The 12,792-nt window shown below is 71.4% G+C and carries 11 protein-coding genes; 1 reads left to right on the top strand and 10 read right to left on the bottom strand.

The annotated features are described in order from the left end of the window. Nucleotides 1-164 precede the first annotated feature (164 nt). From cimA to PSQ21_RS26525, 8 genes are all read right to left on the bottom strand, one after another. A complete protein-coding gene (gene cimA / locus PSQ21_RS26560) occupies nt 165-1,772 on the bottom strand; it encodes a citramalate synthase (RefSeq protein WP_274033620.1) in 1,608 nt (535 codons plus the stop codon). A 458-nt stretch (nt 1,773-2,230) separates the two neighbouring features. After that, nucleotides 2,231-2,845 (bottom strand): TetR/AcrR family transcriptional regulator, encoded by a 615-nt coding sequence (locus PSQ21_RS26555; protein WP_274033618.1) that lies wholly within the window; start codon nt 2,843-2,845, stop codon nt 2,231-2,233. Nucleotides 2,846-2,920: 75 nt separating this feature from the next. Further along, complete coding sequence (locus PSQ21_RS26550; RefSeq protein WP_274033616.1) at nt 2,921-3,943, bottom strand: agmatine deiminase family protein; 1,023 nt, start codon at nt 3,941-3,943, stop codon at nt 2,921-2,923. 161 nt (nt 3,944-4,104) lie between these two features. Beyond that, complete coding sequence (locus tag PSQ21_RS26545) at nt 4,105-5,208, bottom strand: branched-chain amino acid aminotransferase (RefSeq protein ID WP_274033614.1); 1,104 nt, start codon at nt 5,206-5,208, stop codon at nt 4,105-4,107. Nucleotides 5,209-5,464: 256 nt separating this feature from the next. Continuing rightward, nucleotides 5,465-6,511 (bottom strand): 3-isopropylmalate dehydrogenase, encoded by a 1,047-nt coding sequence (locus tag PSQ21_RS26540; protein WP_274033613.1) that lies wholly within the window; start codon nt 6,509-6,511, stop codon nt 5,465-5,467. 143 nt (nt 6,512-6,654) lie between these two features. After that, nucleotides 6,655-6,783: a hypothetical protein gene (locus tag PSQ21_RS26535; RefSeq protein ID WP_097867998.1), complete on the bottom strand. Its 129-nt coding sequence runs from the start codon at nt 6,781-6,783 to the stop codon at nt 6,655-6,657. A 375-nt stretch (nt 6,784-7,158) separates the two neighbouring features. Further along, nucleotides 7,159-7,710, bottom strand: coding sequence for a GNAT family N-acetyltransferase (locus tag PSQ21_RS26530; protein ID WP_274033611.1), 552 nt, complete (start codon nt 7,708-7,710; stop codon nt 7,159-7,161). 172 nt (nt 7,711-7,882) lie between these two features. Beyond that, nucleotides 7,883-8,950 carry a S1 family peptidase gene (locus PSQ21_RS26525; protein ID WP_274033609.1) on the bottom strand — a complete coding sequence of 356 codons (1,068 nt, stop codon included), beginning with the start codon at nt 8,948-8,950 and terminating at the stop codon, nt 7,883-7,885. 202 nt (nt 8,951-9,152) lie between these two features. Here PSQ21_RS26525 and PSQ21_RS26520 point away from each other — a divergent pair, with 202 nt between their 5' ends. After that, nucleotides 9,153-9,863, top strand: coding sequence for a nitroreductase family protein (locus PSQ21_RS26520; RefSeq protein WP_274033607.1), 711 nt, complete (start codon nt 9,153-9,155; stop codon nt 9,861-9,863). A gap of 136 nt (nt 9,864-9,999) precedes the next feature. Here PSQ21_RS26520 and pruA read toward each other — a convergent pair whose 3' ends face one another. Then, nucleotides 10,000-11,631 (bottom strand): L-glutamate gamma-semialdehyde dehydrogenase, encoded by a 1,632-nt coding sequence (pruA, locus tag PSQ21_RS26515; RefSeq protein WP_274033605.1) that lies wholly within the window; start codon nt 11,629-11,631, stop codon nt 10,000-10,002. An 80-nt stretch (nt 11,632-11,711) separates the two neighbouring features. After that, nucleotides 11,712-12,638, bottom strand: a complete 927-nt coding sequence (locus tag PSQ21_RS26510; RefSeq protein WP_274033604.1) for a proline dehydrogenase family protein — start codon at nt 12,636-12,638, stop codon at nt 11,712-11,714. Nucleotides 12,639-12,792: the final 154 nt, after the last annotated feature.

Here is a 12,792-nt window from a genome sequence, read left to right as displayed (position 1 = left end):
GCGCCGGGCCGCCAACGCTTCACGTCCCGACTGCACAGAGGGATCTGCCGGTTCCATCTGCCCATCGGGCAGAAGGCTTTGAGCGTTCCGTCCCGAACGCGTGGGAGCCGCCGCCCGGCGACGGGCGGCGGCTCCCACAAGCCATGCGATGCGGTCCGGTCGGGCTATTCCGTGGGCTCGACACCCGCGCGCAGCAGTCCGTAGGTGTACGCGTCCTCCAGCGCCTGCCAGGAGGCGGCGATGACGTTCTCGGCGACCCCCACGGTCGCCCAGTCGCCCGTGCCGTCGCCCGTGGTGATGAGCACACGGGTGGTGGACTCGGTGCCTGTGCGGCCCTCCAGGATGCGGACCTTGTAGTCGACCAGCTCCAGCTTGGCGAGCTGCGGGTAGATCCGCTCCAGGGCGACGCGCAGGGCCCGGTCCAGTGCGTTGACCGGGCCGTTGCCCTCGGCGGTGGCGACGATCCGCTCGCCCTCGGCCCAGAGCTTCACGGTCGCCTCGTTGGCGTGGGTGCCGTCGGGGCGGTTCTCGACGATCGCCCGCCAGGACTCCGTACGGAAGTAGCGCCGGGCCCGGCCCTCGACCTCGCCGCGCAGCAGCAGCTCGAAGGAGGCGTCGGCCGCTTCGTAGGTGTAGCCCTGGAGTTCGCGCTCCTTGACCCGCTCCACGACCCGGCCGACCAGGGCACGGTCGTCGCCGAGGTCGATGCCGAGCTCCTTGCCCTTCAGCTCGATGGAGGCGCGGCCCGCCATGTCGGAGACCAGCATCCGCATGGTGTTGCCGACCAGCTCGGGGTCGATGTGCTGGTAGAGGTCGGGATCGACCTTGATCGCGGAGGCGTGCAGCCCGGCCTTGTGGGCGAAGGCCGAGACGCCTACGTACGGCTGGTGGGTGGAGGGGGTGAGGTTGACGACCTCGGCGATGGCGTGCGAGATCCGGGTCATCTCGGCGAGCGCGCCCTCGGGCAGCACCTTCATGCCGTACTTGAGTTCCAGTGCGGCGACGACCGGGAAGAGGTTGGCGTTGCCGACCCGCTCTCCGTAACCGTTGGCCGTGCACTGGACGTGGGTAGCGCCGGCGTCCACGGCGGCCAGGGTGTTGGCGACGGCGCAGCCGGTGTCGTCCTGGGCGTGGATGCCGAGCCGGGCCCCGGTGTCGGCGACGACGGTGGAGACGACGGCCTGGACCTGGGCGGGGAGCATGCCGCCGTTGGTGTCGCAGAGGATGACGACCTCGGCGCCCGCCTCGTACGCGGTGCGGACCACGGACTTGGCGTACTCGGCGTTGGCGCGGTAGCCGTCGAAGAAGTGCTCGCAGTCCACGAAGACCCGGCGGCCCTGCTCGCGGAGGTGGGAGACGGTGTCGCGGACCATCTCCAGGTTCTCCTCCAGAGTGGTGCGCAGGGCCAGCTCCACATGCCGGTCGTGCGCCTTGGCCACCAGGGTGATCACCGGGGCGCCGGAGTTCAGGAGCGCTTTCACCTGGGGGTCCTCGGCCGCGCTGCCGCCGGCCCTGCGGGTCGCGCCGAACGCCACGAGCTGGGCGTTCTCGAACGTGATCTCCTGCTGGGCGCGGGCGAAGAACTCCGTGTCGCGCGGGTTGGCCCCCGGCCAGCCGCCTTCGATGTACCCCACGCCGAAGGTGTCCAGATGACGGGCGATGGTCAGCTTGTCGGCGACCGTCAGGTTGATGCCCTCACGCTGAGCACCGTCGCGCAGTGTGGTGTCGAAGACATGGAAACTGTCGTCGGTGGCCGTGGCCTTGGTGGTCATGCTGATCTGACTCCTGTCGGATGAGTGGATCCGGACGATCGGGCTCCACTTGCCCCCATCATCCCGCGCGCGCCGCCCTGGCCCGGGTACGGGCCGGAAAACGAAAAGACCCCTCGCGGGTGCGAGAGGTCTGCGCGCGGGTCTGGGGCACGATGGCCGCGCCGTACATGGTGGTACGGGGCGGTCACTGCGGACCGGCGCGCCTGCTGCCAATAATCATGACGAACGAGGACACGGCAGCAGTCTGGCACAGCGTCGCCCCTGTGACGCCGGTGTCTCAGGATGCGGTCGTGACACTGGTCGCATCCGTGCGGCACGGTGGGTCACGCGGGTACGGATCCGGGTGCGGTACGTCACGCGGGTCACGCGGTGGGAAACCAGGCGCGGTACGTCACGCGGGTGCCGCGGGTGGGGGTCCGGGTGCGGTACGTCACGCGGCTGCCGCGCGGCGGGGCGGGTCACTCCGGGCCCGGTGTCAGCGTCTCGTCGAGGAACTCCGCCGCCTGCCCCAGCACCTGTTCGCGCCCCGTCCCGGGGATCCCGACCGTCACGTGGATGCTGAACCCGTCGAGCAGTGCCCGCAGCCGGGCGGCGAACCGGTCGGCGGCCACCGGCCGGAACTCGCCGCGCGACACCCCCTCGACGAGCAGCGCCACCAGGTCGCGGTGCCAGGCCCCCTCGATGGCGGCCTGCCGGGAGCGGGCGTCGTCGTCGGCGTTCTGCGAGCGGCCCCAGACCTCCAGCCAGAGCGTCCAGTGGGGGTCCCGGTGACCGGCGGGCAGGTAGAGGTCGATGTACGCCTCCAGCCGCTCGCGGGCCGTCCCCGGCCGGGTGAGGAGGGCGCCGCGCTCGGCCCCGAGGCGCCGCTCGCTCCACTCCAGGGTCTGGAGGAGCAGTTCGTCCTTGGTGCGGAAGTAGTAGAGGAGGTGCCCGCTGCTCATGCCCACCTCCCGCCCGAGCCCCGCCATGGTCAGCCCGTCGAGCCCGCGCTCGGCGACGGTGGCCATGGCGGCGGCGAGGACGTCCTCGCGGGGCGGGGCGGCGTGGTGGGTGCGACGGGGGACGGAGGCCATGGGACCGGACTTTCGGCGGGGTTCGGGCTACGGAACGCGGCGGGCGGCGGGATTCGGGTACGGGACGCGGCGGGGTCAGATCTTCGGCTGCTGCTGGGTGATGCAGTGGATGCCGCCCCCGCCGGCGAAGATCGTACGGGCGTCGACGAGGGTCACCGTACGGTCCGGGAAGAGGCCTCGGAAGATCGCGGCGGCCTCTTCGTCGCGCGGGTCGTCGAAGGCGCAGAGGATCACGGCGTCGTTGCAGAGGTAGTGGTTGACGTAGGAGTGGTCGACCCATTCGCCGTCCTCGTCGCGGAGGACGGTGGGCGCGGGCACCTCGACGACTTCCAGGCGGCGGCCCCTGGCGTCGGTGGCGGCCCGCAGGAGGGCCAGGTTCTCCCGGGTGACCTCGTGGTCGGGGTGGGCCGGGTCCGGCTGGACGTGGGCGACGACGGTGCCCGGGCGGGCGAAGGCGGCGACGATGTCGACGTGGCCGAGCGTGCCGTACGTCCGGTAGTCGCCGGTCAGCCCCCGGGGCAGCCAGATGGCCTTCTCGGTGCCGAGGCGGGCGTGCACCTCAGCCTCGACCTGCTCCCGGGTCCAGCCGGGGTTGCGCTCCTCGCCGAGCTGGACGGTCTCGGTGAGCAGGACGGTGCCTTCGCCGTCGACGTGGATCGCGCCGCCCTCGTTGACGAGCGGGGAGCGGTGGGCGGGGACGCCGGCCAGCTCGGCGACGGCCCGGGCGATGTGCTGGTCGTGCTCCCAGCGGGCCCACCCCTGGGCGCCCCAGCCGTTGAACGTCCAGTCGACGGCGGCGAGCGACCGCCCGTCCGTGACGAAAGTGGGGCCGATGTCCCGCATCCAGGCGTCGTCGAGCGGCCGGACGACCAGCTCCACGTCCGGCCCGAGCAGCGCCGCCGCCCCCTCCTCCTGGCCTGGTCCGACGACCATGGTCACCGGCTCGAAGCGCCGCACGGCACGGGCGACACCGGCCCACGCGCGGCGGGCCTCCTCCAAGTCCGCGTCGGAGGCGAAGGTGGGGTTGGGCCCCGGCCAGGCCATCCAGGTGCGTTCGTGCGGGGCCCACTCGGGGGGCATGCGGAAGGGGGCGGGCATGAGGACTCCTGGGACGAGGTGGTTAGAGCGCCACTCTAACCAGGAGACCTGCGGCGGGGAAGCTCGCGGCAGGCCTGGTTTGAGCGGTGCTCGATTCACCGGACACGGAAAAGGCCGCACCGGCCGGGAAGCCGGGTGCGGCCTGATCCAAACGAAAGGCCCTAGCCGAGCGGGTGCATCCAGCCGTGGGTGTCCTCGACGACACCGCGCTGGATGTCGAGAAGGCGCTCCCGGAGCTTCATGGTGACCTCGCCGGGCTCGCCGTCACTCTGGGTCCACTCGCCGCTCTCGGACTTCACCAGGCCGACGGGGGTGATGACGGCGGCCGTGCCGCAGGCGAAGACCTCGACGAGGGTGCCCTTCGCGGTGTCCTCGCGCCACTGGTCGATGGAGATCCGGCCCTCCTCGGAGCCGTAGCCCAGGTCGCGGGCGACCTTGAGGAGGGAGTCACGGGTGACGCCGGCGAGCAGCGAGCCCGTGAGGGACGGGGTGACGATCTTCTTCGAGCCGTCCTCCTGGGCGTACACGAAGTAGAGGTTCATGCCGCCGAGCTCCTCGACCCACTTGTGCTCGACCGCGTCGAGGTAGGCGACCTGGGCGCAGCCGTGTGCGGCCGCCTCGGCCTGGGCGAGGAGGGAGGCGGCGTAGTTGCCGCCGGTCTTGGCGTCGCCCATGCCGCCGGGGACGGCGCGCACGCGGTTCTCCGAGAGCCAGATGGAGACCGGCTTCACACCGCCGGGGAAGTAGGCGCCGGCGGGCGAGGCGATGACCAGGAAGAGGTACTCGTTGGCCGGCTTCACACCGAGGCCGACCTCCGTGGCGATCATGAAGGGGCGCAGGTAGAGGGACTCCTCGCCGCCGTGGGCCGGGACCCACGCCTTGTCCTGCTGCACCAGCGCGTCGCACGCCTCGATAAACGTCTCGACGGGCAGCTCGGGCATGGCCAGGCGCGCTGCCGAGCGCTGGAAGCGGCGGGCGTTGGCGTCGGGGCGGAAGGAGGCGACCGTGCCGTCGGGCTGGCGGTAGGCCTTGAGTCCCTCGAAGATCTCCTGCGCGTAGTGCAGGGTCATATTGGCCGGGTCCAGCGACAGCGGGCCGTACGGGACCAGCTGGGCGTCGTGCCAGCCCCGGCCCTCGGTCCAGCGGATGGTCACCATGTGGTCGGTGAAGTGCCGGCCGAATCCCGGGCTGGCCAGGATCGCTTCGCGCTCCGCGTCGGACAGCGGGTTCGAGGAGGGCTTGAGCTCGATCGTGGGCGTCGTCATGAGTGCGTGTCCTTCACCGGTCTTGTGTGTGATGGACCGCGCCCACGCCCGTCTCTGCCCGACGCTTTTCGGTCAGGTCCTAGGACGTCCGAGCTTTACCGCGAGCCGCGGCCCCGCGTTCGATTATCACTTGCGGGGAGCCGTGCACGAAACGGTGTGAATGCGGTCCAGGGGTCGATGGTGGCACCCGGGGGCCGCACAGGTGAAGCCGCCGGGTGCTTTCGCTGACCCGGCGGCTTCGAGTGGAGTCGTCGGATCAGCCCGCTACGCGTACCGCGAGGGCGTCGCCGATCTGGTCGGTCGTACGCGTGGCAGCAGCCCCGTCGCGCTCCGCGAGGTCGGCGGAGACGGCGTCCTCGATGCGCGCGGCCTCGGCCTCGTAGCCGAGGTGGCGCAGCAGGAGGGCGACGGAGAGGACGGTGGCGGTCGGGTCGGCCTTGCCCTGCCCCGCGATGTCGGGGGCCGAGCCGTGGACCGGCTCGAACATCGACGGGAACGCGCCCGTCGGGTTGATGTTGCCGGAGGCGGCCAGGCCGATGCCGCCGGAGACGGCGGCGGCCAGGTCGGTGAGGATGTCGCCGAAGAGGTTGTCGGTGACGATGACGTCGAAGCGCTCCGGCTGGGTGACGAAGAAGATCGTCGCGGCGTCGACGTGCAGGTAGTCGGTGCTGACCTGCGGGTACTCGGCGGCGACCCGGTCGAAGGTGTTCTTCCACAGGTGGCCGGCGTAGACGAGGACGTTGTTCTTGTGGACCAGCGTCAGCTTCTTGCGCGGGCGGGCCGCCGCACGCTCGAAGGCGTCCCGGACCACGCGCTCGACACCGTAGGCCGTGTTGAGGCTGACCTCGGTGGCGACCTCGGCGGGGGTGCCGGTGCGCAGCGAGCCGCCGTTGCCGGTGTACGGGCCCTCGGTGCCCTCGCGGACGACGACGAAGTCGATGTCGGGGCGGCCGGCGAGCGGGGTCGCGGTGTTCGGGAAGAGCTTGGAGGGCCGCAGGTTGATGAAGTGGTCGAACGCGAAACGCAGCTTCAGCAGCAGCCCGCGCTCCAGGACGCCGGACGGCACGGACGGGTCGCCGATCGCGCCGAGGAGGATGGCGTCGTGGTTCTTGAGGGCCTCCAGCTCCGCGTCCGGGAGGGTGTCGCCGGTGCGGTGCCAGCGCTGGGCGCCGAGGTCGTACTCCTTGGTCTCCAGCTTCACGTCCTGCGGGAGGACCGCGTTGAGGACCTTGAGGCCCTGGGCCACGACTTCCTGGCCGATTCCGTCACCGGGGATCACTGCGAGATCGATGCTGCGAGACATGCCGGAAGCCTAACGGTGCGTCCCACCCCATGACACCCGACGTCCACCATGTGGACACGACGCAAGGGTGTTCGGTGCGTGCGGAGGGCGGGGTGCGGGTGGGTGACGCAATGGCGGGCGGTACGCGGGTGGCGGACCCCGGCTCAGTGGCCGGTCGAGCCGCCGTTGTCACGGCGGTCCAGGGCGCGCTGGAGGGCGGCGGCGGCGTTCCTGCGCTCGGCGTCGGCCTGGCGGGAGGTGTGACGGACGCGGCGGACGGTGGTCTCGGCCATGGTGGATCGACTCCTCTGAGATCGCGTGGACGTCTGGACTCGCGTGGACGTCGAGACCGGGATGCGGGCCGGAGAACCCGCGGACCGGCGAGCGGTCGCGGCACCGGCCGGGCAGCACGGCATCGAGCGGTCGGGATCGGATACCGGGGTGCCGGAAGGGGCGGGGAGGCGTACGCCGCAGGGGTTGCCTGCTTCGGGGCGTGCGCTCGCATCCGCCGGTCGCTCGATCGAGCGATTCGTTCGGCTCCTACCAAGTTAGGACAGCCGAGCCGTCCTGTCTCCACAGTTACTCGGACTTCCTACTATCTGAGACGGCCACCGCCCGGAGTGGATCACCGGGCTGGAACGGCTACCGGGGCGGAGCGGGCCGCCGGCTCACAGCAGGTCGCCCTCGCGCCAGTCGAACTGCAGCGGATGGCCCGGCGTCGGCAGGGGGCGTCCGGCCGCGGGACGGACGTAGGTGGTGCCCTCCTCCTCGGGCAGCGGGACGGGGCCGGCCGGGCCGAGGGCGGCGAGCCGGCCCGGCCACACCTGCCAGCCGCGCGCCGCGTAGAGCGCCGCGCCGGCGTCGGAGGCGGACAGGGCCCCGAAGTCGTGGGCCGTGTCGATGACGTGCTCCAGCGCGGCCATCACCCGGTGCCCGAGGCCTTCGCGGCGGCGGTCGGCGCGGACGGCGACGGCCTCGACGTATCCGGCGCGGTAGGAGCGGTCCGCGTGCAGGACCCGGCGCTGGACGACGCTGCCGTGGGCGATCGGATCGCCGTCGGTGTCGCACACCAGGGCGTGGATGCCGCCGAGCGAGTGCTCCCAGTCCTCGTCGGCGAAGTCGCCGTCGAAGGCGGTGTCGAGCAGGCCGCGGATCCGGCCCCGTTCGGAGGTGGTGAGCTCTGAGGTGTGGGCGACGCGCAGTGCGGGAGAGCGGTCCATGGCCCCAGCCTGTCAGGCGCCCCTCCGGCCCGACACCGGATTTCGCCGCCGCGCACAGGCCCGCCCGGACCGTGGTGCGGGGGTCCGGGCGGGCGGGGTCCGGCAGTTCCGGTGCCGTGACGGTGGCGCTGGTGGTGCGGTGACGCTGGTGGTGCGGTGGGGTGCGGTGGGCTCAGTACACCGTCACGCCGTACGCGGAGAGCGCCTCGGTGACCGGCTGGTGGATGGCCGAACCCGAGGTGCCCGAGCAGCCGGAGCTGCCGGAGTGGATGCCGAGGGCGACGGATCCGGCGTAGTGCGCGCCGCCGCTGTCGCCGCCGGCCGAGCAGGCGGTGGTGCGGACCATGTTGTAGACGGGTCCGTCGCTGTAGTTGACGGTGACGTTGACGGCGGTGACCGTACCGGAGGTCACCTTCGTGGTGGATCCGCTCTTCTTGATCGCCTGGCCGACGACGGCGTTGGCGGCGGAGCTGATGTCCTGGGTGGAGCCGTTGTGGAGGCTGACGGCCCCGGCGGGCGACGAGCCGTCCGTGTAGCGGACGATGCCGTAGTCGTTGGTCGGGAAGCTGGTGCCCTCCCGGACACCGATGACCGAACCACCGGAGCTGGCCGACCAGTTGGCGGAGATGTTGGTGCAGTGCCCGGCGGTCACGAAGTAACGCGCGCCGCCCTTGGTGACGTTGAAGGCCGCCGAGCAGCGGCTGCCTCCGCCGTAGATCGCTCCGCCGCCCAGCACCTCGCGGTGGAAGACGCCCGGTACGCGCTTGATGTCGACCGCGCCGTCGAGCCGTTCGGCGACGGCTTCGAGGCGGGCCATCTCCCGTGCGGAGACGGAGGAGTCGGCCTCGACGGCGACCCGGTTGGTGCGCGGGTCGATGCCCCAGGAGGTGCCGGTGATCTTCGCCTCGGCCTCCAGGGTCTCCATGGCGGCGTCCAGCTGGGCGGCGCTGCGGGCCACCCGGCGGACGGTGGCCCCGGCGGCGCGGGCCTGCTCCTCGGCCCGGTCGGTGGTGACCGTGACGACCAGGTCGCCGGTCTTCGCGTCGAGGTAGGTTCCGGCGGTGGCGTCGCCGAGCTGTCGTTCGACGGCGGCGTCGAGCGCGTACGCGGACGGGGTGGGGATCGCCGAGGGTGCGGGCTCCGGGGCTCCGGCGGCGGTGGAGGGGGCCGCTCCGAGGCCGAGGGCGCCGGCGACGAGCAGGAGGGAAACGCCGAGGCGCGCACGGGAGTTGCGTCTCATGGGGGGCTCCTTCTGGGGTGACGTGTGGGGACGTACCGAGAAGGAATTTGACATGCTCATTACCTAGTCCACAAGACCGCGTACCCGGGGCACCGGAGGGCGGACAGCCGGTCCCGGTCAGCGGACACTGACCGGGACCGCATCCCGCGCCTGTCCGAACCACCGCTTCCCCCGGGCCTCCCCCACCGCGCACACTGCGGCCATGTCCGACACGACGCCCACACACCGGCAGTGGTCGCCCACCCATGGCGACCCGTACCGTCCCGCGCCCTACCGCCCCGACCGGATGGCCGCCGAGGTCTCCCTGGACCGTGCCGCCCGGCTGCGGCTGCGGATGGACGAACGCAGGACCGTCCGCTCCTTCTCCCCCGATCCGGTCCCCGAGCAGGTGCTGCGCGACGCCGTCGCGTGCGCGGCCACCGCCCCCTCCGGCGCCCATCAGCAGCCGTGGACCTTCGTCCTGGTCAAGGACCCCGAGGTACGCCGCCGGATCCGGGAGGCCGCCGAGCACGAGGAGAAGGTGAGTTACGACGGGCGGCTCGGCGAGGAGTGGCTCGCCGCGCTGCGCCCGCTGGGCACCGACGCGGTGAAGGCCCACATGACGGACGCCCCCGCCCTGATCGTGGTGTTCCAGCAGCGCTACTGGCTCGGCGAGGACGGCACGAAGCGCAAGCACTACTACGTGGACGAGTCGGTCGGGATCGCGGTGGGCATGCTGCTCACCGCCCTGCACCTGTCCGGTCTCGCCGCGCTGATCCACACGCCGAGCCCGATGCGCTTCCTCGGCGAGGTCCTGAACCGGCCCGAGAACGAGAAGGCGTTCGCCGTGATCCCCGTCGGCTATCCCGCCGACGACTGCGAGGTCCCCGACCTGGTGCGCAAGTCGCTGGACCAGGTGTTCGTGGAGGTCTGAGACGCCGCCCCGCGAAAGAGCGCCGCGCCCATGGAAACCGCCCCCCGGCCGGCTGGGGGGCCGGTCGGGGGGCGGTGCTCAGGGGCCTGGGGAGGCCCGGGTCCGGGGCGTCGTGCTGCGGCGCCCCGGAAGGGCCTCAGCCCTGGTGGGGGTAGGTGTAGTCGGTCGGCGGGACCAGCGTCTCCTTGATGGCCCGGGTCAGGGTCCAGCGCTGGAGGTTCTGCGGGGCGCCCGCCTTGTCGCAGGTGCCGGAGGCACGGCCGCCGCCGAAGGGCTGCTGGCCGACGACGGCGCCGGTCGACTTGTCGTTGATGTAGAAGTTGCCCGCGGCGTAGCGGAGCTTGTCCATGGTGTACGCGGCGGCCGCGCGGTCGCCCGCGATGACCGAGCCGGTCAGCGCGTAGTCGGAGACCGACTCCATCTGCTCCAGCATGGCGTCGTAGTTCTCGTCCTCGTAGACGTGGACCGCGAGGATCGGGCCGAAGTACTCGGTCGTGAAGACCTCGTTCTCGGCGTCGGAGCACTCGATGACGGTCGGACGGACGAAGTAGCCCACCGAGTCGTCGTAGGTGCCGCCGGCGACGACGGTGCAGGTCGGGTCGGACTTCGCGCGGTCGATCGCGGCCTTGTTCTTGGCGAACGAGCGCTCGTCGATGACGGCTCCGATGAAGTTCGTCAGGTCGGTGACGTCACCCATCGTGATCGCGTCGACCTCGGCCGCGAACTCCTCCTTGAAACCGGAGTTCCAGATGGAGGCCGGGACGTACGCCCGCGAGGAGGCCGAGCACTTCTGGCCCTGGAACTCGAAGGAGCCACGGGTCAGCGCGGTCTTCAGGACGGCGCGGTCGGCGCTGGGGTGCGCGACGACGAAGTCCTTGCCGCCGGTCTCGCCGACGAGCCGCGGGTAGGTGCGGTACTTGGCGATGTTGTTGCCGACCGTCTTCCACAGGTGCTGGAAGGTGGGGGTCGAGCCGGTGAAGTGGATGCCGGCCAGGTCGCGGTGGTTCAGCGCCACCTCGGAGACGGCGATGCCGTCGCCGGTGACCAGGTTGATGACGCCCTTGGGCAGCCCGGCCTCCTCCAGGAGCTGCATCAGCAGCACGGCGGCGTGGGTCTGGGTCGGGGACGGCTTCCACACCACGACGTTGCCCATGAGGGCGGGGGCGGTGGGGAGGTTGCCCGCGATGGCCGTGAAGTTGAACGGCGTGATCGCGTAGACGAAGCCCTCCAGCGGGCGGTGGTCCATGCGGTTCCACACGCCCGGGGAGTTCGCCGGGGGCTGCTCGGCGAGGATCTGGCGCGCGTAGTGCACGTTGAAGCGCCAGAAGTCGATCAGCTCGCAGGGCGTGTCGATCTCGGCCTGCTGGGCGGTCTTGGACTGCCCCAGCATGGTGGAGGCGGCCAGCGTCTCGCGCCAGGGGCCCGCCAGCAGCTCCGCGGCGCGCAGGATGATCGCCGCGCGGTCGTCGAAGGCCATCGCGCGCCAGGCCGGAGCGGCGGCGAGGGCCGCGTCGATGGCGTCCTGGGCGTCCTGCTCGGTGGCGCCGGCGAAGGTGCCGATGACGGCCCGGTGGTTGTGCGGCTGCACGACGTTCACCCGCTCACCGCCGCCCATCCGCTTCTCGCCGCCGATGGTCATCGGCAGGTCGATCGGGTTCTGGCTGAGCTCCTTGAGCTTCACCTCCAGGCGGGCGCGCTCCGGGGAGCCCGGGGCGTAGGAGTGAACCGGCTCGTTGACCGGCGCGGGGACCTGGGTGACGGCGTCCATGGTTGCCTTGTCTCCTTTGGTGTCGGCGGGGATGGGTGTGTCGGCCGTGGCCGGTTCGGCCCCGGGTCGGGGCCGGGTGCTCAGCCCTTGGTGAGGATCGAGCGGCCGAAGAACAGCAGGTTGGCCGGCTTCTCCGCGAGGCGGCGCATGAAGTATCCGTACCAGTCGGTGCCGTACGCCGTGTAGACGCGCATCCGGTGGCCCTCGGCCGCGAGCCGGATGTGCTCGTCGCTGCGGATGCCGTACAGCATCTGGAACTCGTACTCATCCAGTTTGCGCCCGGCCTGGCGGCCCAGCTCCTGGGCGATGGCGACGAGACGGGGATCGTGGGACCCGATCATCGGGTAACCCTCGCCCTCCATCAGGATCCGGGTGATGCGGACGTACGCCTTGTCGATCTCGGCCTTGTCCTGGTACGCGACGGAGGCGGGCTCCTTGTAGGCGCCCTTCACGATGCGTACGCGGCTGCCCGCGGCGGCGAGCCTGCGGGCGTCGTCCTCGGTGCGGAACAGGTAGGACTGGATGACGCAGCCGGTCTCCGGGAAGTCCTTCCGGAGCTCCTCGTGGATGGCGAACATCGAGTCGAGGGTGGTGTGGTCCTCGGCGTCCAGGGTGACGGTGGTGCCGATGGCGGCAGCGGCCTCGACGACCGGGCGCACGTTGGCGAGGGCCAGCTCGTGGCCGTTCTCCAGCGACTGGCCGAACATGGACAGCTTGACGGACATCTCGGCGCGGGTGCCCAGGCCGAGGTCCTTCAGACGCTCGACGAGCTCCAGGTACGCGTCGCGGGCGGCCTCGGCCTGCGCGGGGGTGGTGATGTCCTCGCCGACGACGTCGAGGGTGACCTCCAGGCCCTTGTCCGCGGCGTCCTCGACGATCGGCACGACCTGGTCGACGGTCTCCCCGGCGATGAAGCGGTCGACGACCTGCCTGGTGCCGGGCGCGGCCGAGACGAACCGGCGCATCTTGTCGCTGCGCGACGCGGCGAGAATCACGGGACCCAGCACAGGGCACCTCCACGAATATACGGACGAAGGGCCGTAACGGTATGAACGTGAACGGACCGGTACGGCACGGATAACCACTGTGAAATCTAGGGTCCGCTCCGATCTTGTGCCATCGACACCTGTCACGCATCCGTGGCCGCCATCTCAGACATCT

The sequence above is a fragment of the Streptomyces sp. MMBL 11-1 genome (assembly GCF_028622875.1).
Lineage (GTDB): Bacteria > Actinomycetota > Actinomycetes > Streptomycetales > Streptomycetaceae > Streptomyces.
This window is presented reverse-complemented; position numbering and strand designations above follow the sequence as displayed.